A 24,287-nucleotide genomic window follows, 5' to 3' on the forward strand; every position below is an offset into this window, starting at 1 on the left:
TTGCCTGCGATGAGGACAGCCGCCATAAGCGGATTTCCGCTCATCACCAAAAAACCATCAGCGGCTTTCCGCTCAAAAAAATCCCCCAACCCTTCTAGACCGGGCCTCCCCCTGCTTGGCACAGCTCCTGCTATAGCTGCAACCAGGCTGCGCTGACGCGCGCTCCACAAAAACAATGACATGAAGGATCCTTCAATGGATAACTCCAATTCCCTGCCTCTGGGGTCGGCGGCTGCGCCGGCGCAAGAACGCACCACTTCCAGCCGTATCAAGTCGATCTTCAGCGGATCGGTCGGCAACATGGTCGAGTGGTATGACTGGTACGTCTACGCCGCTTTCTCGCTGTACTTCGCCAAAGCCTTTTTCCCTAAAGGCGACACCACCGCCCAACTGCTCAACACCGCCGCGATTTTCGCCGTGGGCTTTTTGATGCGCCCGATTGGCGGCTGGCTGATGGGCCTCTACGCCGACCGCGCAGGCCGTAAAGCCGCGTTGATGGCGTCGGTGCTGCTGATGTGCTTCGGCTCGCTGATCATCGCCCTGAGCCCCGGTTATGAAACCATCGGGGTCGGCGCGCCGATCCTGCTGGTGTTCGCCCGCTTGCTGCAAGGCCTGTCGGTAGGTGGCGAATACGGCACCTCGGCCACCTACCTGAGTGAAATGGCGACCAAGGAACGTCGCGGCTTCTTCTCCAGCTTCCAGTACGTGACCCTGATCTCCGGCCAGCTCATCGCATTGGCGGTACTGATCGTGCTGCAACAGCTCCTCACCACTGAAGAGCTGTATGCCTGGGGCTGGCGTATCCCGTTCGCCATCGGCGCTCTGTGCGCGGTGGTGGCCCTGTACCTGCGACGTGGCATGGAAGAAACCGAGTCGTTCACCAAGAAGGAAAAAGCCAAGGAAAGCGCGATGCGCACCTTGATGCGCCACCCCAAGGAACTGATGACCGTGGTCGGCCTGACCATGGGCGGCACCCTAGCCTTCTACACCTACACCACCTACATGCAGAAGTACCTGGTGAACACCGTCGGCATGAGCATCTCCGACTCCACCACCATCTCTGCGGCCACGCTGTTCCTGTTCATGTGCCTGCAACCGATTGTCGGCGGCCTGTCCGACAAGGTCGGTCGCCGGCCGATCCTGATCGCCTTCGGCATCCTCGGCACCCTGTTCACCGTGCCGATCCTCACCACCCTGCACACTGTCCAGACCTGGTGGGGCGCGTTCTTCCTGATCATGGCGGCGCTGATCATCGTCAGCGGCTACACCTCGATCAACGCCGTGGTGAAGGCCGAGCTGTTCCCCACCGAAATCCGTGCGCTGGGTGTAGGCCTGCCTTACGCACTGACCGTGTCGATCTTCGGCGGCACCGCCGAATACATCGCGCTGTGGTTCAAGAGCATCGGCATGGAAACCGGCTACTACTGGTACGTCACCGCGTGTATTGCCGTATCGCTGTTGGTCTACATCACCATGAAAGACACCCGCAAGCATTCGCGGATCACCACGGACTAAGCGTTCGCCAGGTGTAGAAAAGGGGCCATGTCATGCAAATGACATGGCCCCTTTTTTATCCCGTCAGGACAGCTCTGCCAGCGGCTGGCGGTTATCCCGGCGCTGTACATACCAGGCACCGGCGATCATCACCAGCAGCACGGCCGCCAGCACCGCCGATGAGCCGACAGTGCCAAAGTCCAGGCCGCCCTTTTCATGGGGTTTGGTCAGGAAGTCCCCGAGGGTCGCGCCAAAGGGCCGGGTCAACACAAACGCTACCCAGAACAACACCACCGACGAAACCGTCGTGCAGTATTTGAGCGCCACCACCAGCAGGATGCTCGCGCCGATCAACATCGCACCGCCAGCAAAGCCCAGGCCCGAGTCGTCGGCCAGGAAGTCCCCCAGGGCCGTGCCCAGGGTGTTGGAGAGCAGGATTGCCACCCAGTAGAACAGCTCGCCGCGCGGGGTCTGCACCTTGTTCACGTTCAGCGAATTGCCGCTCAGGTGCCAGAGGGCGAACACCATCAGTAACAGGACAATCAGGATCATCGAACCGCAGGCGTACCCCAGGCCCAGGGTACGGTCCATAAAATCGGACATGGTGGTGCCCGCCGTGCTCGTCGACAGGATCACGATCCAGTACAGCACCGGGTTGTAGGTTTTCGACCATAACTGCGTCAGCAACGTGATGAGGAACACGCTGAGCAGGATCATCGAACTGATGGCGTAGCCGACATTCAGGGTCATCGACAACAAGTCCCCGGCGGTTTCGCCAAGGGTGGTCGCACAGATCTTCATGACCCAGAACGCCAGGGTAATCTGAGGTAGTTTGTTCATTGTGCAGAAGGCTCCAGAGTTCAGTCTCGAAAGGCCGACTCATGGGGGGGGTATCGACCTGGCGTGCAGACTGGCCGTGCAGCTGTGAAAAATAGGTGGGCGATGGATGAAAATTCCATAGGGCAGCGCCAATCCGGTGGAAATCCTGCCCTTGGGCCTGCACTATTGCGCTTTCCCCGCCGCAGGAACCGCCGTCCATGCCTGACGATATCCATTTCTATGAACCCGCCAACGGCCACGGCCTGCCCCATGACCCGTTCAACGCCATCGTCGGCCCGCGCCCGATTGGCTGGATTTCGTCCCAGGACCGCGAAGGCCGCCTGAACCTGGCGCCCTACAGTTTTTTCAATGCCTTCAACTACATCCCGCCGATCATTGGTTTTTCCAGTGTCGGGCGTAAAGACAGCCTGAATAACATCGAACAGACCGGCGAGTTTGTCTGGAACCTGGCCACGCGCCCGCTGGCCGAGCAGATGAACCAGAGCTGCGCCGCCGTGTCGCCAGAGGTCAACGAGTTTGAATTGGCCGGGCTGACGCCAGTGGCGTCCAAGGTGATTGCCGTGCCACGGGTCGGCGAAAGCCCGGTGTCGTTCGAGTGCAAGGTTACGCAGATCATTCAGTTGCAGCGGGCCGACAAGGAGCTGGTGCCCAGTTGGCTGGTACTTGGCGAAGTGGTCGCGGTGCACATCGCCAAATGGCTGCTCAAGGATGGGATCTACGACACCGCGGCGGCCGAGCCGATTCTGCGGGGCGGCGGCCCGGCGGATTATTTCCAGCTGGGGCCGCAAGCGCTGTTCAAGATGTACCGACCAGGTGCTACCAAACCCTGATTGGATGCAATGCAATTAAAAATGTGGGAGCGGGCTTGTGTGGGAGCGGGCTTGCTCGCGAAAGCGGTGGATCAGTTCCAAATTGGCTGGCTGACATGACGCTTTCGCGAGCAAGCCCGCTCCCACACAAAGCCCGCTCCCACAATTGGGTCGGTGGTGTTCTTTAGTTTGCTGCAGTTGCCCAGGCCAACTGGCCCTCTTCATCGATAGCGATCAAGCGCTCCAATTGCTGAGCCGCCGCATCGTCGGCGTCGTCGGCAGTCTTGAACAGTTGGCCATCGAGGATCTTGTGAAAGCGCGGTGCGCTCATGCCGTCCAGTGCCTTGACGGCGATGGCGGCGCTATAGCCACCCTGGTCTTCGCGTACAAGGGCGGAAACAGCTTCGTGGTGGGCAAACTCTTTACGTGCCATGTTGCAGGTCCTGGCCAATGGAAAGTCGGCCATTCTAAACCTTAACCTGCCAGTTGCAGGTACTCGCCGTAGGCATTGGCGGCGGATGCGTCGGTGAAGGTCTGGAAGTCCATGCTGCGCACGACCATGTCGTTCAACAGCTCGGTAAACAGCATCAGGGCCGGCGAGCTGAAATAAGCGCTCATCGCCTGTTCGCTGCTCCAGAAACCTGAAACCAGCCATACATCGGGGTCAACCTGGGAGTGCTGCAACGAGAATTGCAGGCAACCCTGAGCCTGGCGGCCCGGTTCGATCAAACTGCTCAAGCGTGCACCCAGTTCGGTGCTGCACCCGCTGCGGGCGCGAATAAAGGCCATATGGCTCGCGGGAATGGGGGTGGACATGTTCGACTCTCCCGTTGAGAAGTGATGCTCGGCAAGCACTGTGGGGGCGTGTTGCCACAGGGTCAAAGATACGGGCGCAGGCCCCAGCGCGGTTAGTCGATTCCTGCCGGCTTATTGCACAATCCTGCCAGAAGCGTAGACCCAGGGTTTGGCGTCAGGCTTTATTGCAGGGGTTGGCGCCTTGTTTCAGGCAGATGACAGGCTGTGTGCTTGCCTGATTGAAGACGCGCCGCAGGATCAGGCAAGGATTGTGCAGAATCGACATAACGCTGCTGCACCGCCACCGCTAAGCTGTGCCCATCAAAGAAGCATGCAGAGGACGCCCCATGTCGTCGCCCGAACAGCAGTCCATTCCCCTCGATGCCGAGATGGAAAAACAGCGCGCCGAACTGGCCAGCATTGTGCACCGGCATACCTGGGAAGACGGTTCCTACGGCACAGCGATCACCTCGCTGTACCTGAACCGCCACAACACGCCACGCGACTTCATGCCGGTGCTGGTGGAACCTGCGCTGTGCATCCTCGCCAACGGCAGCAAGGAAGTGCGCCTGGCCGACGAAATTTTTGCCTACGACCCCCTCAACTACCTGGTGTTCTCGGTCGCGATGCCGGTGGCCGGGCGAGTCATCGACGCCACGGTCGAAGACCCCAACCTGTCGGTGCGCATCAATATCGACCCGGCGCAACTGACCGCCCTGATTGCCGAAGCCGGGCCGATGGGCGTGCCCACGCGCCCGACCGCACGCGGCATGTATGTCGACCGGATCGACAGCCAGTTGCTCGACGCCGTATTGCGCCTGGCACGCCTGCTGGATACGCCCAAAGATATCGCGATGTTGGCGCCGTTGATCAATCGCGAGATTCTCTACCGACTACTGCGTGGGCCACAGGGCTATCGCCTGTACGAAATTGCCGTGGCCAATAGCCAGAGCCATCGGGTCAGCCGGGCGATCACCTGGTTGAACGGCAACTATGAACAACCGCTGCGCATCGATGATCTGGCCAAGGAAGTGAATCTCAGCGTGTCGACCCTGCACCACCGCTTCAAGGCCATCACCGCCATGAGCCCGTTGCAGTACCAGAAGCAGTTGCGCTTGCAGGAGGCCCGGCGCCTGATGATCGCCGAAGGCCTGGAAGCCTCGGCGGCGGGGTATCGGGTGGGGTATGAGAGCCCGTCGCAGTTCAGCCGGGAATACAGCCGGTTGTTTGGCGCACCGCCGTTGCGCGACTTGGCCAGGCTACGCCAGAGCATCTGACCCAACGCCCGTCTGTAGGAGCTGGCTTGCCAGCGATTGCGGTAGGTCAGGTACTGCAAATGTGACTGATGTATCGCTATCGCTGGCAAGCCAGCTCCTACAGGGTGACGCGGTGTTGTTTAGTCCAGGGTCCGGGGCAGTTGCAAGGTCACCCGTAGGCCACCTTCACGCAAATTTTGCAGGCTGACTTCACCGCCATGGCTGTGGGCGATATTGCGGGCGATCCCCAGCCCCAGGCCATAACCCTGCTGCTGCCCGGCCAGGCGAAAGTGCGGTTCGAAGACCTGCTCCAGACGCTGCTCCGGCACCCCGGGACCCTCGTCATCCACATGCAGGATAAACTGCGCGCCATCGTCCTCGATACGCAGATGGGCGTTCTGCCCGTACTTCAGGGCGTTATCGATTAGGTTGCCAATGCAGCGCTTGAGCGCCAGCGGCTTGCCCGGATAGGCCGTCAACGCCCGGCCATGCTGGGTCACCCGGCCATTGCCGTTGGGCGCAAGATACGGTTCCACCAGGCAGTCGAGCACATGGTTGAGGTCCACCGGCTCGATGTTCTCGTGGATGTCGGTGTCCTTGACGCACTGCAACGCGCCCTTGACCAGCAGTTCCAGCTCATCCAGGTCGCGGCCGAACTTGGCTTGCAGCTTTTCGTCTTCCAGCAATTCTACCCGCAGCCGCAGGCGTGTGATGGGGGTGCGCAGGTCGTGGGAAATTGCACTGAACAACTGGCTGCGTTCAGTCAGGTAGCGGCTGATCCGCTCGCGCATGGCATTGAACGCACGGCCCACTTCCACCACTTCGCTGCCGCCACCTTCGGCCACCGGTTCCACGTCGGCGCCCAGGGACAGGTCCCGCGCCGCCCGCGCCAGGCGCTTGAGCGGCCGGCTCTGCCAATGCACCAGCAAGCCGATAAACAGCAACAGAAAGCCACTGGTCAGCACGATAAACCACACCTGCTGGGAAGGCAGGCCCTGTTCTTCGAGGCTGGTGTAGGGCTCGGGCAACAACGAGGCGATATACAGCCATTCGCCGACGCCCAACTCGATCTGCGTCACCAGTACCGGCGGGTTGACCGGCTCCAGGGTCAGGGCGTAATGCGCCCAGGAGCGTGGCAATTCATCGAGTTTCAGGCCGGCATTGAAGATGCGCAGGTCTTCGGCACTGACAAACTCCACCGAAAAATGCACGTCACTGCCCAGGGTCTGGCGCAGCACTTCGTCCACCGCGCCGAGCACCGCCTGTTTGCGCGGGGTTTGCGGCAAGATCTGCATATCCAGCGGCTTGTCGTTGAGTGTCACCACAAAACGCGTGCCACCCATGCTGCGCAACTGGTCGAGCACCAGCGGCCGATAAGCCACCGGCAGCGAACGGAAATAGCTAACGCTGGCGGTCATCGAATGGGCCAGGCTGCGGGCGCTGGTGACCAGGCCTTCAAGCTGGGTGGCGCGCAGTTGCGAGACCCAGATCACGCTGGATAACGCCTGGGCAAACAGCACCGCCAACAGGGTCAGCAGTAGCATGCGCCCCAGCAATGAACGCGGGACCGGAATGCGCCGGCGTTCAGTGGGCATTGCTGGCAACCACACTGGCCGCCAGTTGGTAACCGCTGCCGCGCACGGTGCGGATCAGCCGTGGAGGTTTCTCGGTATCACGCAGGCGTTGTCGCAGGCGGCTGACAGCCATGTCGACAATACGGTCGAGGGGCATCAGGTCACGGCCACGGGTGGCGTTGCCAATGGTGTCGCGATCAAGAATTTGCTGTGGGTGATCGAGGAACAGCTTGAGCAGGGCAAAGTCGGCACCGGACAGGATGACTTCCTCGCCATCAACGTGAAACAGCCGATGGCTGATCATGTCCAACCGCCACTCATCGAACACCAGCACATCGCCGCCCGTACGCTCCTGGCCAAATTGGCAGCGGCGCAACAGGGCCTTGATGCGCGCCTGCAACTCCCGCGGGCTGAAGGGTTTGCCGATGTAATCGTCGGCGCCCAGTTCCAGGCCGATGACCCGGTCGGCTTCGTCGGAGCTGGCAGTGAGCATGATGATCGGCACCTGGGCCTGGCGCGGGTGCTGGCGCACCCAGCGGCAGAGGCTGAAGCCGTCTTCGTCGGGCAGCATCACATCGAGGATCACCAGGTCGCATGGGGCCTCGTCCATGGCCTGGCGGAACCCCGCGCCATTGGGCACGCCCCGCACCTGAAAGCCGGCGCGACTGAGGTAGGTTTGCAGCAACTCGCGGATTTCCTCGTCGTCGTCGACCAGGAGAATGGATTTACTGATTACGCTCACGGGGGCCTCCTTGTTGTTATGGGGTGCTCTCTAGGGCCCCATCGCGGGCAGGCCCGCTCCCAGATTTTGATTTGTGAACACAATCAAATGTGGGAGCGGGCCTGCCCGCGATAAGGCCATCACTGCCTACGCAAATGCCTGCTCCAATGCAACGCCCGCCCCGGTCAACCCGGAATACGGCGCCGTCACCAACCACACCGGGATACCTTTGAAGTAGTCGCTCATGCAGCCTTTGTCCGCAAAGCTCTTGGCAAAACCACTGTTGATAAAGAACTCGGCAAACCGCGGGATCACCCCGCCCACGATATACACACCACCCCGGGCGCCGGTGGTCAGCACGTTATTGCCCGCCACGCGGCCCAGCCAGATGCTGAACTGGTCCAGGACCTCCATCGCCACCGGGTCGCCAGCCAGCCCCGCAGCGGTAATCGCCTCCGGGGTTTGCAGTACCGCCGGGTGGCCGTCCACCGCGCAGATCGCCCGGTACAAGCGGGGCAAACCGCCGCCGCTCAGGGCCGTCTCGGCGCTGACATGCCCGATTTCGTTATAGATGTGCTGCCACAACTGGGTTTCCCGTGGGCTGCTCAGGGGCAGGTCGACATGCCCGCCCTCCCCCGGCAACGCAGCCCAGCGGCCGGCGCCCAGGTCGAGCAGAGTGCCCACGCCCAACCCCGTGCCCGGGCCGATCACCACCGCCGGGCGCCACGGCTCCGGTGTGCCGGCGCAGACCACGCGGTATTCATCAGGCTGCAGGCGAGTCATGCCCAGGGCCATGGCCGAGAAGTCATTGACCAGCAACAGTTCGTCCACTTGCAGCGCCTTGCAGAACGCGGTCTTGCTCAGGCGCCAGTGGTTGTTGGTGAACTTGAACTCGTCACCACTCACCGGCCCCGCCACCGACAGGCACACCGCGCCGATGGACCCCGGCGCCAAACCTTCCTCGGCGAGGTAGACCTGGATCGCCTCCTCGGGGCTGGCGTGATCCGCCGTGGCCAGCACCCGGATCGAATGCAGTGCCTGGTCCCGCCACAACGCAAACCGGGCGTTGGTACCGCCAATATCACCAACCAGCGCAAGCTTCACTTGAGTGTCTCCAGGGCAGAGGTAAAGGCGCTGGCGCCCTGCTCTGCGGAGCTTGCGGCCAGGCGCATAAATGCAAACAGCTCGCGACCGGCCCCCACGTTATTGTCCAACAGGCCCGTGGCAGGCGCGCGCGCTGCAAATTCTTCGGCGTCCACCTTAAGCTCCAGGGTGCCTTTGACGCCATCGACGCGAATGATATCGCCATCCTTGACCCGCGCCAGCGCGCCACCGCGCTGGGCTTCGGGGCTGACGTGAATCGCGGCGGGGATTTTACCCGAGGCGCCAGACATACGCCCGTCTGTCACCAATGCGACTTTGAAACCTCGGTCCTGGAGCACGCCGAGGAACGGCGTCATCTTGTGCAATTCCGGCATGCCATTAGAGCGCGGGCCCTGGAAGCGCATCACCGCGACAAAATCCTTCTCCAACTGGCCGGCCTTGAACGCATCGGCCAGGTCCTGCTGGTCCTGGAACACCACGGCTGGCGCTTCGACGATTTGATGTTCGAGGGCCACCGCCGAGACTTTCATCACCCCACGGCCGAGGTTGCCTTCCATCACCCGCAAGCCGCCCTCCGGGGAGAAGGCCCGGGCTACCGGGCGCAGGATGCTTTCGTCGAGGCTTTCGATCGGGCCTTCGCGCCAGATCAGTTCGCCGTCCACCAGGAACGGTTCGCGGGTGTAGCGGCTCAAGCCATGGCCGGCGACGGTGTTGACGTCTTCGTGGAGCAGGCCGGCTTCCAGCAGCTCGCGGATCAGGAACGACATGCCGCCCGCCGCCTGGAAGTGGTTGATGTCGGCCTTGCCGTTCGGGTAGACGTGGGACAGGGTCGGCACCACTTCCGAGAGGTCGGCCATGTCCTGCCAGGTGAGGATGATGCCCGCCGCCATGGCGATAGCCGGCATATGCAGGGTGTGGTTGGTCGAGCCGCCGGTGGCGTTGAGGGCGACGATGGAGTTGACCAGGGATTTTTCGTCGACGATCTCGCCAATCGGCGTGAAGTTGCCGTTGGCCTTGGTCAGGCGCGTGACCTGGTGCGCGGCCTCGCGGGTCAGCGCATCACGCAGCGGTGTGTACGGGTTGACGAACGAGGCGCCCGGCAAGTGCAGGCCCATCACTTCCATCAGCAACTGGTTGGTATTGGCGGTGCCGTAGAAGGTGCAGGTGCCGGGGCTGTGGTAGGACTTCATCTCCGATTCCAGCAGCTCTTCGCGGCTGGCCTTGCCTTCGGCATAGCGCTGGCGCACATCGGCCTTTTGCTTGTTGGAAATGCCCGACGGCATCGGCCCACCGGGCACGAAGATCATCGGCAGGTGGCCATAGCGCAGGGCCCCCATCATCAGGCCGGGGACGATCTTGTCGCAGATCCCCAGCATCAGCGCGGCGTCGAACATGTTGTGGGACAGCGCTACCGCCGTGGACATGGCAATCACTTCGCGGCTCAGCAGGCTCAGCTCCATGCCCGGCTCGCCCTGGGTCACGCCGTCGCACATGGCCGGGGTGCCGCCGGCGAACTGGCCAACCGAGCCGACTTCGCGCAGGGCTTTTTTGATCTGTTCCGGGAAATGTTCGTACGGCTGGTGCGCCGAGAGCATGTCGTTATATGACGAAACAATTGCCACGTTGGCGGCATTCATCATGCGCAGGCTGTTTTTGTCTTCAGTGCCGCAGCCGGCCACGCCGTGGGCAAAGTTGGCGCATTGCAGCTTGCCGCGCATCGGCCCGTCGCTGGCCGCGCCGCGAATCAGCGCAAGGTACGCCTCACGGGTTGCCCGGCTGCGGGCGATAAGGCGTTCGGTGACCTCAAGTACGCGGGGATGCATGTGTAGAACTCCAGGCTAACGGATGTGGCGACCTGAGTGTCTATGCTGGTCAAAAGCCCGCCGCGAAGAGGTTGGCAGGGAGTTACTTGACCAATCGGACCAGTTGATTCAGGTCACTCGTTGTAGATTGAACAAAATATTGCCACTAAAAAGGCTTGTTTTCTATTTTTATGCGAATAATCTTGTAATTCTTACAACAAATCGACGACAGGCGCTTTCAAATGACTCTTCGAATTGCAATCAATGGTTTTGGCCGCATTGGCCGCAACGTCCTGCGCGCACTTTATACCCAAGGCTACCGTCAGGATTTGCAGATCGTCGCCATCAATGACCTGGGCGACAGTTCGATCAATGCCCACCTGCTTAAATATGACACCGTCCATGGCACTTTCGATGCAGAGGTCGCTCACGATCAGGAAAGCCTGACCGTCAATGGCGACCGGATTGCCGTGAGTGCCATTCGCAACCCCGCCGACCTGCCGTGGGCTGCACACAAGATCGACGTGGTGTTCGAATGCACCGGCCTGTTCACCGACCGTGACAAGGCCGCCGCCCATATTAGCGCCGGCGCGCGCAAGGTGATCATCTCGGCCCCGGCCAAGGGCGCGGATGCCACCGTGGTCTACGGGGTCAACCATGACATTTTGCGCCAATCCCACCAGATCATCTCCAACGCCTCCTGCACCACCAACTGCCTGGCGCCGGTGGCCCAGGTGCTGCATCGCGAGCTGGGTATCGAAAGCGGCCTGATGACCACCATCCATGCCTACACCAACGACCAGAACCTGACCGACGTCTACCACACCGACCCGTACCGCGCCCGTTCGGCCACGCAGAACATGATCCCGAGCAAGACCGGCGCTGCCGAAGCGGTGGGCCTGGTGCTGCCGGAACTGGCAGGCAAGCTGACCGGCATGGCGGTGCGGGTGCCGGTGATCAACGTGTCGCTGGTGGACCTGACCGTGCAACTGAAAAAAGAAGCCACGGCCGATGAGGTCAACGCGCTGCTCAAAGAAGCCAGCCAGCACTCGAAAATCCTCGGCTACAACACCCTGCCGCTGGTTTCCAGCGACTTCAACCATAACCCGCTGTCGTCGATCTTCGACGCCAACCACACCAAGTCCAGCGGCAAGCTGCTCAAGGTATTGGCCTGGTACGACAACGAATGGGGCTTCTCCAACCGTATGCTGGATAACTGCCTGGCGCTGTGTAACGCCGAGTAACCCCCCCTGTGGGAGCGGGCTTGTGTGGGAGCTGGCTTGCCTGCGATGCAGACGGCGCGGTGTATCTGCCGCCACCCAGTGATGCAATCGCAGGCAAGCCAGCTCCCACAGGGATTCGTGCAAGCTCATACATTCGCCACTTGCCATTTGCGCTGATGATAAGCATTATCATTAACTGCCAATCGGTCCGGTATCACTGTGAGCCTATCTCGCTTCAATCAAGTCTTCCTCACCCAACGGGTGGTGCTACTGCGCACCTTGCAGCGGATGGTGAATAACCACAGCACCGCCGAGGACCTGTTGCAGGAAACCTACCTGCGCGTCACACGGGCCCTCAGCGAACGACCGATTGATCACCTCGAGCCTTTCGTGTTCCAGACCGCGCGCAACCTGGCCCTGGATCATCTGCGCTCGCGTCGGATCCAGTCCCGCACCTTGCAGGAAGATGTCCCGATGGATGTCCTGCAAAGCGTCGCCTCGCCAGTCACCACGCCCGAAGACGCCGCCCACGCCGAGCAACTGCTGGAGCACCTGAGCGTCAGCCTCGGGCAGTTGAGCGCTCGCCAGCAGCAGATCTTTATCCTCAGCCGCCTGCACGGTTGCAGCTACCAGGAGATTGCCGACCAGTTGCAGGTGTCCTTGAGCACCGTGCAAAAGGAACTGAAATTGATCATGGCCATCTGCATAGGTGTGGCCGAACGGCTCGATCACCCTTAAGCTTTGTCGGGACAAGCCGACAGCAATGTCACAAAAGCTATTGAATAAAACGTGGCGAAGACCCGAGGAACACCGTGACGGACCCGAACAAACTGCACCCCCATGAGCTGGCTCATGAGGTGTTGCAACATGCGGCCATGGACCAAGCCCTCGACTGGCTGATCGCTTTGCAGTGCCCGCAGCCTGGCCAGCAAGCCGAGTTCCAGGCCTGGCTGGATGCCGACCCGAGTCACGCCCAAGCCTTCGCCAAAGCCCAGGCCGCCTGGGGCGGTGCGCCGGTACACAGCGCCGCCGTGGCCCTGAATGCGCCGCGCAAGCCCAGCGCCTGGCGGCGCATCAAGCCGCACTGGAAGCCCTTGGCCACGGCGGCGGTGTTGCTGCTGGGGCTGTTCAGCTTCAGCAACCTGCCGGTGCGCCTGCAGGCCGATCATTTGACCGTGGTCGGTGAGCGCCAGCGCCTGCAACTGGATGACGGCTCCAAGGTGCTGCTCAACACCAACTCGGCGTTTTCCAGCACCATCGACGAGCATCAGCGCATCGCCCGCCTGTATCAGGGCGAGGCGTTTTTCGAAGTCGCGGCCAACCGTGGCCTGCCCCTGCAGATCGACGCCGGCCCGGTGCGCGCCAGCGTCAGCGATACGGCGTTTGCCGTGCGCTATCTCAACGGTGAGGCGCAGGTGCAGGTACAACGCGGGGATGTCGACCTGAGCACCACCTTCGGCAACAACCGGGTGCGCCTGAGTGCCGGCGAGAGCATTCGCGTCGGCCCCAAGGGTTTCGGCCAACCGGCCAAGCTCGATGCCACCAAGGAACTGGCGTGGGTCCAGGGCCGGCTGGTCTTTGAAAACTGCCCGATGAGCGAGGTGCTGGCAGAGCTGCGGCGCTATTACCCGGGCTGGATCGTCAATACTAACGAGCAACTGGCCAGCGTCGCCGTGACCGGTAATTACCGTCTGGACCAACCGCTGGACGTGGTGCGTTCCCTGGCCCACATTACCTCGGCCAAACTCTCGGAGTTCCCTGCGCTAGTGATTCTCAACTGAGAATAATTATTTTTACTCGATAGCCACCGCTGGTACGTCTCGTCTTAGCCAATGCAACTGATTCCTATTTGATTCAGGCTCGCAACTATAAGACTCGTCCCTCGGAGCGCTCTCGATGTCCTCTCGTTTCAACCGCCGGTCCTCTTCGCCTACGCTGTGCCTGCTGACGGCCGCCATCCTGCTGGCGGGCAGCCCGGTCCTCACGGCCACTGCCGCCGAACCCGCGGCGCGCAGCCACGCCAACTACACCTTCAGCATTGAGCAGCAATCCCTGGTCTCGGCACTCAACGCCTTTACCGCCGTCACCGGCTGGCAGATCGGCCTGCCCGCCGAACTGGGCCAAGGGGTTTCCTCCCCTGGCGTGCGCGGCTCGCTGACCCCGGAAAAAGCCCTGGACCGGCTGTTGGTGGGGACCAACCTGAACTACCGCAAACTGGGCAATAACAACATCGTCCTGGAAAAGCGCACGGCGGGTAGCGCTCTCACCCTGCAACAAATGACCATCAGCGCCACCCGTACGGAACAGGCGGTCGATAGCGTGCCCAGCACCGTCAGCGTGCATGAACGCGAGGAGCTGGACCGCCAGAACGTCAACACCATCCGCGAACTGGTGCGCTACGAACCGGGCGTCTCGGTCGGTGGCGCCGGCACCCGCTCCGGTAATTCCGGCTACAACATTCGCGGCATCGACGGCGACCGCATCCTCACCCAGGTGGACGGTGTAGAGGTGCCGGACAACTTCTTCAACGGCCCGTACGCCAAGACCCGCCGCAACTATGTCGACCCGGAAATCGTCAAGCGCGTCGAGATTATCCGCGGCCCGGCCTCGGCCCTGTACGGCAGCAGCGCCATCGGCGGCGCCGTCAGTTACTTCACCCTCGACCCGGACGACATCATCAAGCCCGGCCAGGATGTGGGCGCGCGCCTGAAGACCGGCTACAGCTCGGCGGACGAAAGCTGGCTGACCTCCGGCACCGTCGCCGGGCGGGTGCAGGACTTCGACGGCTTGCTGCACCTGAGCCAGCGCAATGGCCACGAGATGGAGTCCTACAACGGCAACAACGCCACCGGCCTGGCCCGCACCGGCGCCAACCCGGAAGACGTGCGCACCACCAACGTGCTGGCCAAGTTGGGTTGGAACTACGGCGAAGACAACCGCCTGGGCCTGACCTACGAGAAGTACAAGGACGACCGCGACATCAACCAGAAAAGCGCGGTAGGCGGGATCTTCCTCGAAGGCCAGGGCATGAATATGTACCGTGACCGTCGCGGTAACGACACCATCACACGCGAGCGCTTTGGCCTGGAAAACAAGTTTTCCCTCGACTCGCCGATTGCCGATCACATCAAGACCAGCCTCAACTACCAGATCGCCAAGACCGACCAGGCCACCAGCGAAATCTATCAGGCCGGCCGCCGCGTACTGCGGACCCGCGACACCCTCTACGAAGAAAAGCAGTGGGTGTTCGACGCGCAGTTGGACAAGGCCTTCGTCATCGGCGACACCGATCACTTGCTGACCTACGGCACCACGATCAAGCAGCAGAAAGTCACCGGTTCGCGCGAAGGTGCGGCGACCTGCCTGGCTGTAGGCGCCGGGTGTACCGCCATTGGCGCACCAAGCCCAACCCCTGCCGACAGCGTGAAAAAAGCCAGCGACTTCCCCGATCCGACCATCAACAGCTACGCGCTGTTCGCCCAGGATCAGATCAGTTGGAATGACTGGACCTTCCTGCCGAGCGTGCGCTACGACTACATCCAGCTCAAACCCAAGCTGACCGAAGAGTTCCTCAATACCACCGACCCTGACCGCAAGTTCCCCCACGACGACTCGAACAAAACCTGGCATCGTTTCTCGCCAAAACTGGGCGTGACCTACGCACTGACCGAGCAGTACACCTGGTTTGGCCAGTACGCCGAAGGTTTCCGTACGCCATCAGCCAAAGCGCTGTATGGCCGTTTTGAAAACCTGGGCGAAGGCTACGTCGTCGAGCCCAACTCGAACCTCAAGCCGGAAACCAGCAAGAGCTACGAAACCGGGATCCGTGGCAACTTCGACGCAGGCAATTTCGACGTCGCGGTGTTCTATAACAATTACCGCGACTTCATTGACGAGGACAACGCCGCGCTGGGCCCCACCGGCACCATCTTCCAGCCAGGCAACATCAAGCGTGCCACCATCAAGGGCATGGAGGTCAAAGGGCGCTTGAACCTGGACGCCTTCGGCGCACCGCAAGGCCTGTACACCAAGGGCGCGATTGCCTACGCCCACGGGCGCAACGACGAAACCGGCCAGCCGCTGAACAGCGTCAACCCGCTCAAGGGTGTGTTCGGCCTGGGCTACGACCAGGACACCTACGGTGCGCTGGTCAGCTGGACCCTGGTCAAGAAACAGAACCGGGTCGACAGCGCCACGTTCTTTACCCCGACCGGCATCAAGGCCAATGGCCCGTTCAAGACCCCGGGCTTTGGCATCGTCGACCTGACCGGCTTCTACAAAGTCACCGACGAGCTGACCGTCAACGGCGGCCTGTACAACCTGACCGACAAGAAATACTGGAACTGGGATGACGTGCGCAGCTACGACGGTGTGGGCGAAGCCGGCGTGACGTCGCCAGCCAGCCTGGACCGCCTGACCCAGCCAGGACGCAACTTTGCGATCAACCTGATCTGGGACATCTGACCCATGCAGCCCCACCTCGCCGGTTTTATCGCCGCCGGGGTGAGGATTTTTTACTGTGACGCGTCTTCTTGTTCGTCTAGTAATAACAGCCTGGCAACAAGGCGCTTTTCCTTCTCAAGGACATCCAATGACCGCTTCCACTACCGCAGAACGCGCAAGCCTGCGCTCCCAGCGCCTGAACCAGATCACCAACGAGCCGCACACCAAGCTCGATGCCCTGGTCAAGGCTCACGCCCCGTTTGAAACCCAGGCCAACTTCGCCCGTTTCGTGGTGGCGCAATACCTGTTCCAATCGGAACTGGTGGCGCTGTACAACGATCCCGAGCTGATCAAGCTGGTGCCGGACCTGGCCGAGCGCTGCCGCGCCGAAGCCGCCAAGCTGGACCTGACCGACCTGGAAACCGAAGTACCCGCCCCCGTGGCCGGTGCCGTGCAGAACCCGAGCAAGGCCCAGGCCCTGGGCTGGCTGTTCGTGTCCGAAGGTTCCAAGCTGGGCGCAGCGTTCCTGATCAAGCGTGCCGTCGGCCTGGGCCTGAGCGAAACCTTCGGTGCCCGCCACCTGGGCGAGCCAGCCGGTGGTCGTGCAGAAGGCTGGAAGAGCTTCACCCGCACCCTCGACAGCCTGGAACTGAGCGCCGAAGAAGAAGCCGCAGCAGAAAAAGGTGCCGTGGATGCGTTTGTACGCTTCACCGTGTTGCTGGAACAGGCGTACGCTAGCGCCCCAGAACTGGCCTGATCGCGCTGCTGGAATGCAATGAATGTGAGAGCGGGATTGTGTGGGAGCGGGCTTGCCTGCGATAGCATCGCTGCGGTCTAACTGATACACCGCAGCGTCTGCATCGCAGGCAAGCCAGCTCCCACATGTTGATCGCGCTCCATTTTCAGATTTTTCGAAACCCTGACAAATCGTACCTATGACAGCCCCCGCCCAATCCTCCTCCAAACTCGCCCGAATCCTGTTCGGCCTGCTGGCCTATGTCAGCCTGGGGATCGGCTTGATCGCGATTGTCGTGCCGGGCCTGCCCACCACCGAATTCATCCTGCTGGCCGCCTGGGCCGCCACCAAGAGCTCGCCGCGCCTGAGCGCCTGGCTGGAAAACCACCGGCTGTTCGGGCCGATCCTGTTCAACTGGCGCAATGGCAAGATCATCGCCCGTCGGGCCAAGGTCAGTGCCACCGTGAGCATGTTGCTGTGTGCCGGCCTGATGCTGGTGATGCTCGATCACGGCTGGCCGATCTACCTGGCCATCGCCGGTATGAGCCTGGGCAACCTGTGGATCTGGTCACGTCCCGAACGCCTGGCGCGAACCGCTGCCTGAGCGCCCTACCGCTCATCGCCTATTCCTCATGAATTACCCGTCGGTGCCGATGTTCCGGGCATAGCGCCGAATGGACTTGGCCGTTGCCCTGCTTGCACACCAACAAGTCCAATCGCGAGTAAGCCCATGTTCGACACCCTCTCCATCCGCTTGAAAATCGTGCTGCTGTCCGGTCTCTGCCTGTTGGGGGTGATTGCGCTGATCGTCAGCCTGAATATCTACCAGTCCAACCAGAACGACCAACTGGTCAGCGCGTCCAGCTCGCGCATGCTCACCGCCAGCGTGGAGAACCTGCTCCAGGCCAAGGCCGCCGAGCAGGCCGTGCAGGTGCAGAAAGCCTTCGGCGAGAGCCTGTTGGTGGTCACCGCCCTCGCCGACCAGGTCAAGGACCTGCGCAACATGGCCGCCAAGCGTTCGCTGGAAGCGGCCACCGTGCGCGAGGAACTCAACCAGCGGATCAAGACTGCGTTCGAGCGCAATACCAAGGTGCTGGGGATCTGGTTGTCGTTTGAACCCAACGGCCTGGATGGCAAGGACAGCGAATTTATCGACGACAAGCTGCGCGCCTCCAACGAGGCCGGGCGGTTCTCCAGCTACTGGAGCCGTGCCGGTGGCGAAGGGCTGAACACCGTGATGGTGGAAGCGGACCTGACCAAGACCACCCTCAACCTCAGCGGTACGCCCTACAACATCTGGTACACCTGCCCACGGGATACCCGCAACGTCTGCCTGCTGGACCCATACGCCGATGAAGTCGCCGGCAAGTCGATGCTGATGACCACCATCTCCCTGCCGCTGCTGGCCGACGGCAAGGTCATTGGGGTGATCGGCGTCGACATTGCGCTGGATGCCCTGCAAGCGGCGGCCAATACCGCGCAAAAAGAGCTGTTTGACGGCGCCGGGATCATGGAAATCCTCTCCAGCAGTGGCCTGATTGCCAGCTACAGCGGCGAGCCGGACAAGGTCGGCAAGAGCATCGTCGATGTGCTCGGCGCCGAAGGCAAAGAGATCGTGCAACTGCTGGCCAGTGACACGCGCAAGGTCCGCGAGCAGGACGATACGATTCGCGCGGTGTATCCGGTCAAGCCGATTGCCGATGCCAAGCCTTGGGGCGTGGTGATCAAACTGCCCAAGGACGTGCTGCTGGCCGACTCGGTCAAGCTGCAAGGGGTGCTCGACGAGGCCCAGGCCCGTGGCACGCTGCAAGCGCTGTTGGTCGGCGCCGTGGCCGGCCTGCTGGGCCTGCTGCTGATGTGGCTGACCGCTACCGGCGTGACCCGCCCGATCAACAGCGTGGCGGCGATGCTCAAGGACATTGCCAGCGGCGACGGCGACCTGACCCAACGCCTGGCCTACACGAAAAAAGACGAACTGGGGGAGCTGGTCAGTTGGTTCAACCGCTTCCTCGACAAACTGCAACCGACCATCGCCCAGATCAAGCAGAGCATCACCGAAGCCCGCGGCACCGCCGACCAGTCCTCGGAAATCGCCCGCCAGACCAGCGAAGGCATGCAGGTACAGTTCCGCGAGATCGACCAGGTGGCAACCGCCTCCAACGAGATGAGCGCCACCGCCCATGATGTGGCCAACAGCGCCTCAAACGCGGCCAGTGCAGCGCGCGGCGCCGATCAATCGGCCCGCGAAGGCCTGGCGATTATCGAGCGCAGCACCCGCGATATCACCACCCTCGCCGAAGAAGTCAGCAAGGCGGTGACCGAAGTCGAAGCCCTGGCGGTCAACAGCGAGCAGATCGGCTCGGTGCTGGAGGTGATCCGCAGCATTGCCGAGCAGACCAACCTGCTGGCCCTCAATGCCGCGATTGAAGCCGCGCGCGCCGGGGAAAGCGGGCGGGGGTTTGCGGTAGTGGCGGACGAGGTACGTAACCTGGCGCGGCGCACCCAGGATTCGGTGGAAGAAATCCGCCTGGTGATCGAACGCATCCAGAGCGCGACCCGTGGGGTGGTGACCACCATGCATTCGAGCCAGAGCCAGGCACAGAACAACGCCGGGCAGATCCAGCAGGCGGTCCAGGCCCTGGGCAAGATCAGCGATGCGGTGACGGTGATCAGCGACATGAACCTGCAAATCGCCAGCGCCGCCGAAGAACAGAGCGCCGTGGCCGAAGAGGTCAACCGCAACGTTTCGGCGATCCGTACCGTGACCGAGACGTTGACTGGCCAGGCCACTGAATCAGCGGCGATCAGCAGCCAATTGAATGCATTGGCCAATCAGCAGATGAAACTGATGGATCAGTTCCGGGTGTAAGCCCAGGTCCTGAAAACAATGAAATACCCCATGTGGGAGGGGACTTGCCCTAATGCCGATCAGTTAAGCGAACGCAATGCTCAAAGCAGTGAAGATCAAATGTGGGAGCGGGCTTGCTCGCGAATGCGGTGGGTCAGTAATGAATGTTTTGACTGACCCACCGCATTCGCGAGCAAGCCCGCTCCCACATAGATTTGCGGTGGGTCAGAGACCGGTCCAGGCGCTGACAAACGCCGTGATGTCTTCTTTGGCCGCCGTACGCGGCGGGTTCTGCGCGGTCCCCAGATAAAGGAAGCCAATCACTTCCTCACCCGCGCTCAACCCCAGGCCCTTGGCCACATGCGCCGAATACGACAACTCGCCGGTGCGCCACACCGCACCGATCCCCTGGGCATACGCCGCCAGCAAAATACCGTGGGCCGCACAGGCCGCCGCCAGCAACTGCTCGGACTTGGGCACCTTGAAGTGTTCCTGCAGACGGGCAATCACCACCACCACCAGCGGCGCACGCAATGGGCCGTTCTGCGCCTTGTCGATCACCGCTTGCGGGGCCTCGGGGTCTTGCAGGCGGGCCGCTTCGGCCAGCAGGGTGCCCATTTGCTCACGGGCCGCGCCTTCCACGGTGAGGAAGCGCCAAGGCCGCAGTTGGCCGTGATCCGGTGCACGCATGGCTGCCGCGAACAGCACTTCGCGCTGCTCGGCAGTGGGGGCCGGCTCCAGCAGGCGCGGTACGGAAACACGGTTGAGCAAAGCGTCGAGAGCCTGCATTGGCCACCTCCAGGAAAAATGTGCGGCCATTCTAGCGGGAATGCATCAGATTGGAGCAAACGATAATTGCTCTTATTCAATCCGCCCCGCCCTGTTAGACTTTGCCCCCTGAATTTCATCCACCGTCGCCCGTCTTCCAGGATTATCGATGCCCCGCTTGCCTCTTCGCCTGTCTGCACTCTTGATGGCCATGAGCCTGAGTGCCTGCGATGACGCCCCGCCGCCGACGTTTACCCAGGCCGAGCCGGGTGAGGCGCGTTCGGGAGGCAGCACGACGGTAAGGAAGACCGACCAGAATGCCTTTTCGCTGCCCTCGGCCAACCTGGCGCCAACGCGCCGCCTGGACTTCAGCGTCGGCAACAGCTTTTTCCGCAATCCCTGGGTGATCGCCCCGGCCACCACCACCGCCCGTGATGGGCTGGGGCCGCTGTTCAACACCAATGCCTGCCAGAACTGCCATATCAAGGATGGCCGCGGGCATCCGCCCTTGCCTGAGGCCAGCAACGCGGTGTCGATGCTGGTGCGCCTGTCGATCCCGGATTCGCCGCCCTATGCCAAGGTCATCGAACAGTTGGGGATCGTGCCCGAGCCGGTGTATGGCGGGCAGTTGCAGGACATGGCCGTGCCCGGCGTGGTCCCGGAAGGCAAGGTGCGGGTCGACTACACCCCGGTCAACGTCACGTTCAAGGACGGCACGGTGGTGGAGTTGCGCAAGCCGAGCCTGCAGATCACCCAGCTCGGCTACGGGCCGATGCACCCGGATACGCGGTTTTCCGCCCGTGTAGCACCGCCGATGATCGGCCTGGGCTTGCTCGAAGCCATCAGCGACGCGGACATCCTGCAAAACGCCAGCAAACGCCCGGACAAAAACGGCGTGCTCGGCCGCCCAAACTGGGTCTGGGATGATGCCCAGCAAAAAACCGTGCTCGGGCGCTTTGGCTGGAAAGCCGGGCAACCGAACCTCAATCAACAAAATGTTCACGCGTTTTCTGGTGATATGGGCCTGACCACCCGCCTGCGGCCCATGGATGACTGTACCGACGCACAGGTTGCCTGTAGGCAGGCGCCCAACGGCAATGGCGAAAATGGCGAGCAGGAAGTCAGCGATAACATCCTGCGCCTGGTGCTGTTCTACACCCGCAACCTGGCCGTACCGGCGCGCCGTGATGTCAATGCGCAACAGGTGCTGGCCGGCAAAAACTTGTTTTTCCAGGCCGAGTGCCAGGCGTGCCACACGCCCACGTTCACCACGGCCAGCAATGCCGCCGAGCCGGAGCTGGCCAACCAGGTCATCCGCCCGTACAGCGACTTGCTGCTGCACGACATGGGCGAGGGCCTGGCCGATAACCGTACCGAATTCAAGGCCGGTGGCCGCGACTGGCGCACGCCGCCGTTGTGGGGCATTGGCCTGACACAAAACGTCAGTGGCCACACCCAGTTCCTGCATGACGGCCGCGCCCGCAACCTGCTTGAAGCCGTGCTGTGGCACGGCGGTGAAGCCCAGGCGGCGCAGCAACAGGTGTTGTCTTTTAATGCGCAGCAGCGAGCAGCATTGCTCGCGTTCCTGAATTCTCTATAAGCTTTGCCCCAATTATTGAAGGGAGCTCGACATGTTCCGTCCCAAGTTGTTGTTCACCAGCCTCGCCGCCCTGGCCCTTGGCGCCTGCGCGCCGCAGGATCCGCAAGCGGTCACCTCGGCGGCCATTGCCAAGCAAGTGATCCTGCCGACCTACAGCCGCTGGGTCGAAGCTGACCGGCAGTTGGCCGTCAGCGCCCTGGCTTACTGCCAAGGCAAGGAATCCCTGGAGACCGCCCGCGCCGATTTCCTCCACGCGCAAAAAGCCTGGGCCGAGTTGCAACCGCTGCTGATCGGCCCGCTGGCCGAGGGCAATCGCGCCTGGCAGGTGCAGTTCTGGCCAGACAAGAAAAACCTCGTTGGCCGTCAGGTCGAGCAACTGGCCACCGCCCAGCCGCAGATCGATGCCGCCGCCCTGGCCAAGTCCAGCGTTGTGGTGCAAGGCCTGTCGGCCTACGAATACATCCTGTATGACGCCAAGACCGACATTGCCAACGACGCCCAGAAAGCCCGCTACTGCCCGCTGCTGATCGCCATCGGCGAGCGCCAGAAACAATTGGCCGAAGAGATTCTGGCCAGTTGGAACAGCACCGACGGCATGCTGGCGCAGATGACCAAGTTTCCTAACCAGCGCTACGCCGATTCCCACGAAGCCATCGCCGAACTGCTGCGCGTGCAGGTCACGGCCCTGGACACCCTGAAGAAAAAACTCGGCACACCGATGGGTCGCCTGTCCAAGGGCATCCCCCAGCCGTTCCAGGCCGATGCGTGGCGCAGCCAATCGTCCCTGCAAGGCTTGCGAGCCAGCCTCGCGGCGGCCCAGACCGTTTGGGTCGGGGTCGACAACAAGGGCCTGCGCGGCCTGCTGCCTGCCGACCAGAAGCCTCTGGCCGAAAAGATCGACGCAGCCTACGCAGCCTCCCTGAAACTGTTCGACAGCAACCAGCGTTCGCTCAATGAACTGCTGGCCGACGACGCCGGGCGCGAGCAACTCAACGCTATCTACGACAGCCTCAACGTCGTCCACCGCCTGCACGAAGGCGAGCTGGCCAAGGCGCTGGGCATCCAACTGGGCTTCAATGCCAACGACGGTGACTGATGATGCTCAGGCGACAGGCTTTGGCCATTGGTAGCGTGCTGCTCAGTGCAATCACCCTGGGCGGCTGGACGCTGTTCAAGCGCAAGGGCGACAGCCCGCTGCTGCTGTCGGCCCGGGATGATGGCGATGGCAAGCACTACGCCGTGGGCTATCGCCTGGATGGCAGCCAGGTGTTCGCCACCCAGGTTGGCCAGCGTTGCCACGACATCATCAACCACCCGAGCCTGCCCATCGCGCTGTTCGTGGCCCGCCGCCCGGGCACCGAGAGCTACCTGGTGGACCTGCGCGACGGCACGCTGCTGCAAACCGTGACGTCCCAGGCCAACCGGCACTTTTATGGGCATGCGGTGATCCACAAGAGTGGCGGCTGGCTGTATGCCACGGAAAACGACACCACCGACCCCGGTCGCGGCCTGTTGGGGGTGTACCGGTTCGAAGGTGAGCGCCTGGTGCACAGTGGGGAGCTTTCCACCCACGGCATCGGCCCGCACCAGGTGTCGTGGATGCCCGATGGCGAGACTCTGATCGTGGCCAATGGCGGGATCCGCACCGAGGCCGAAAGCCGGGTCGAGATGAACCTCAACGCCATGGAACCCAGCCTGGTACTGATGCAGCGCGACGGCACGCTACTGAGCAAGGAAACCCTCGGCCAGCCCATGAACAGCGTGCGCCATATGGGGATCGCCAGCGATGGCACGATCCTCACCGGGCAACAGTTCATGGGCCCGTCACAGGAGCGTTCCGAGCTGCTGGCGATCAAGCGTCCGGGCCAGCCGTTCGTGGCGTTCCCGGTGGCGGACGAGCAGTTGCAGGCCATGGGGCACTACACCGCCAGCGTGGCGGTACACAGTGAGCTGCGCCTGGTGGCACTGACCGCGCCACGGGGCAATCGCTTCTTTATCTGGGACATGGACAGCGGCGAACTGCGCCTGGACGGGCCGTTGCCCGACTGTGCCGGCGTGGGTGCGGTAGCGGACGGGTTTGTCGTGACATCCGGCCAGGGCCGCTGCCGTTTCTACGATTGCCGCCAGCCTCAACTGGTGGCCAAGCCCCTGGATCTGCCAACTGGGTTCTGGGATAACCACCTGCATTTGATCTGACGCCATCGCAGCGCTCCCGGGCTGATACCTGGGAGCCGCCCCACTGAAAAAATCCTACGCGACCTGTGAAAACGCCCC

At 62.2% G+C, this 24,287-nt stretch carries 21 protein-coding genes; 13 read left to right on the forward strand and 8 right to left on the reverse strand.

The window, feature by feature from the left end; translation table 11 throughout:
- Positions 1-195 precede the first annotated feature (195 nt).
- A complete protein-coding gene (locus tag HBO05_RS05280; RefSeq protein WP_169954639.1) occupies positions 196-1,515 on the forward strand; it encodes an MFS transporter in 1,320 nt (439 codons plus the stop codon).
- A 63-nt stretch (positions 1,516-1,578) separates the two neighbouring features.
- On the opposite strand, the gene HBO05_RS05285 is transcribed toward HBO05_RS05280, so the two are convergent.
- Positions 1,579-2,334 (reverse strand): hypothetical protein, encoded by a 756-nt coding sequence (locus tag HBO05_RS05285; protein WP_172311955.1) that lies wholly within the window; start codon positions 2,332-2,334, stop codon positions 1,579-1,581.
- A 197-nt stretch (positions 2,335-2,531) separates the two neighbouring features.
- Between HBO05_RS05285 and HBO05_RS05290 the strand changes: the two genes are divergently transcribed.
- A complete protein-coding gene (locus tag HBO05_RS05290; protein ID WP_172311957.1) occupies positions 2,532-3,164 on the forward strand; it encodes a flavin reductase family protein in 633 nt (210 codons plus the stop codon).
- 163 nt (positions 3,165-3,327) lie between these two features.
- Here the strand turns inward: HBO05_RS05290 and HBO05_RS05295 are convergent, their stop codons facing one another.
- Positions 3,328-3,609 (reverse strand): hypothetical protein, encoded by a 282-nt coding sequence (locus HBO05_RS05295; protein ID WP_169954636.1) that lies wholly within the window; start codon positions 3,607-3,609, stop codon positions 3,328-3,330.
- A gap of 8 nt (positions 3,610-3,617) precedes the next feature.
- Positions 3,618-3,959 (reverse strand): antibiotic biosynthesis monooxygenase family protein, encoded by a 342-nt coding sequence (locus HBO05_RS05300; protein WP_024077189.1) that lies wholly within the window; start codon positions 3,957-3,959, stop codon positions 3,618-3,620.
- Positions 3,960-4,285: 326 nt separating this feature from the next.
- Between HBO05_RS05300 and HBO05_RS05305 the strand changes: the two genes are divergently transcribed.
- The gene (locus HBO05_RS05305) at positions 4,286-5,215 is read left to right on the forward strand and encodes an AraC family transcriptional regulator (protein WP_169954634.1); all 930 of its coding nucleotides are present in this window, start codon (positions 4,286-4,288) and stop codon (positions 5,213-5,215) included.
- 119 nt (positions 5,216-5,334) lie between these two features.
- Here HBO05_RS05305 and HBO05_RS05310 read toward each other — a convergent pair whose 3' ends face one another.
- The 4 genes from HBO05_RS05310 to edd form a co-directional block, all read right to left on the reverse strand.
- Complete coding sequence (locus HBO05_RS05310) at positions 5,335-6,789, reverse strand: ATP-binding protein (protein ID WP_172311959.1); 1,455 nt, start codon at positions 6,787-6,789, stop codon at positions 5,335-5,337.
- Entirely contained in the window at positions 6,779-7,510 is a 732-nt protein-coding gene (locus HBO05_RS05315; protein WP_169954632.1) for a response regulator transcription factor, read from the reverse strand. The genes HBO05_RS05310 and HBO05_RS05315 overlap by 11 nt, the downstream gene beginning before the upstream one ends.
- A gap of 126 nt (positions 7,511-7,636) precedes the next feature.
- Positions 7,637-8,593 (reverse strand): glucokinase, encoded by a 957-nt coding sequence (locus tag HBO05_RS05320; RefSeq protein ID WP_169954631.1) that lies wholly within the window; start codon positions 8,591-8,593, stop codon positions 7,637-7,639.
- Positions 8,590-10,416, reverse strand: a complete 1,827-nt coding sequence (gene edd, locus HBO05_RS05325) for a phosphogluconate dehydratase (protein WP_170041877.1) — start codon at positions 10,414-10,416, stop codon at positions 8,590-8,592. Before edd ends, HBO05_RS05320 begins: the two co-directional genes overlap by 4 nt.
- A 221-nt stretch (positions 10,417-10,637) precedes the next feature.
- Between edd and gap the strand changes: the two genes are divergently transcribed.
- From gap to HBO05_RS05360, 7 genes are all read left to right on the forward strand, one after another.
- Positions 10,638-11,639: a type I glyceraldehyde-3-phosphate dehydrogenase gene (gene gap / locus HBO05_RS05330; protein WP_029295415.1), complete on the forward strand. Its 1,002-nt coding sequence runs from the start codon at positions 10,638-10,640 to the stop codon at positions 11,637-11,639.
- 198 nt (positions 11,640-11,837) lie between these two features.
- Entirely contained in the window at positions 11,838-12,356 is a 519-nt protein-coding gene (locus HBO05_RS05335) for a sigma-70 family RNA polymerase sigma factor (protein WP_169954629.1), read from the forward strand.
- 74 nt (positions 12,357-12,430) lie between these two features.
- Positions 12,431-13,399, forward strand: a complete 969-nt coding sequence (locus HBO05_RS05340) for a FecR domain-containing protein (RefSeq protein ID WP_169954628.1) — start codon at positions 12,431-12,433, stop codon at positions 13,397-13,399.
- Positions 13,400-13,514: 115 nt separating this feature from the next.
- Positions 13,515-16,082 (forward strand): TonB-dependent receptor, encoded by a 2,568-nt coding sequence (locus HBO05_RS05345; RefSeq protein WP_172311961.1) that lies wholly within the window; start codon positions 13,515-13,517, stop codon positions 16,080-16,082.
- 127 nt (positions 16,083-16,209) lie between these two features.
- Positions 16,210-16,818, forward strand: a complete 609-nt coding sequence (locus HBO05_RS05350) for a biliverdin-producing heme oxygenase (RefSeq protein WP_172311963.1) — start codon at positions 16,210-16,212, stop codon at positions 16,816-16,818.
- Positions 16,819-16,996: 178 nt separating this feature from the next.
- Entirely contained in the window at positions 16,997-17,401 is a 405-nt protein-coding gene (locus HBO05_RS05355) for a YbaN family protein (protein WP_170056837.1), read from the forward strand.
- A 126-nt stretch (positions 17,402-17,527) separates the two neighbouring features.
- A complete protein-coding gene (locus tag HBO05_RS05360; protein WP_172311965.1) occupies positions 17,528-19,666 on the forward strand; it encodes a methyl-accepting chemotaxis protein in 2,139 nt (712 codons plus the stop codon).
- A 204-nt stretch (positions 19,667-19,870) separates the two neighbouring features.
- On the opposite strand, the gene HBO05_RS05365 is transcribed toward HBO05_RS05360, so the two are convergent.
- Positions 19,871-20,434 carry a nitroreductase family protein gene (locus HBO05_RS05365; RefSeq protein WP_169954623.1) on the reverse strand — a complete coding sequence of 188 codons (564 nt, stop codon included), beginning with the start codon at positions 20,432-20,434 and terminating at the stop codon, positions 19,871-19,873.
- 148 nt (positions 20,435-20,582) lie between these two features.
- Between HBO05_RS05365 and HBO05_RS05370 the strand changes: the two genes are divergently transcribed.
- Genes HBO05_RS05370 through HBO05_RS05380 form a run of 3 tightly spaced genes read left to right on the forward strand, consistent with a single transcriptional unit; the run spans position 20,583 to position 24,209 of the window.
- Positions 20,583-22,013 carry a di-heme oxidoredictase family protein gene (locus HBO05_RS05370; protein WP_172311967.1) on the forward strand — a complete coding sequence of 477 codons (1,431 nt, stop codon included), beginning with the start codon at positions 20,583-20,585 and terminating at the stop codon, positions 22,011-22,013.
- Positions 22,014-22,044: 31 nt separating this feature from the next.
- On the forward strand, positions 22,045-23,109 hold the full coding sequence (locus HBO05_RS05375; RefSeq protein WP_169954621.1) for an imelysin family protein: 1,065 nt from the start codon (positions 22,045-22,047) through the stop codon (positions 23,107-23,109).
- A gap of 2 nt (positions 23,110-23,111) precedes the next feature.
- Positions 23,112-24,209: a DUF1513 domain-containing protein gene (locus tag HBO05_RS05380; RefSeq protein ID WP_172312361.1), complete on the forward strand. Its 1,098-nt coding sequence runs from the start codon at positions 23,112-23,114 to the stop codon at positions 24,207-24,209.
- The last annotated feature ends 78 nt before the right edge of the window (positions 24,210-24,287 follow it).

It is taken from the genome of Pseudomonas sp. WS 5079 (assembly GCF_012985465.1).
In the GTDB taxonomy this organism is placed as follows: Bacteria; Pseudomonadota; Gammaproteobacteria; order Pseudomonadales; family Pseudomonadaceae; genus Aquipseudomonas.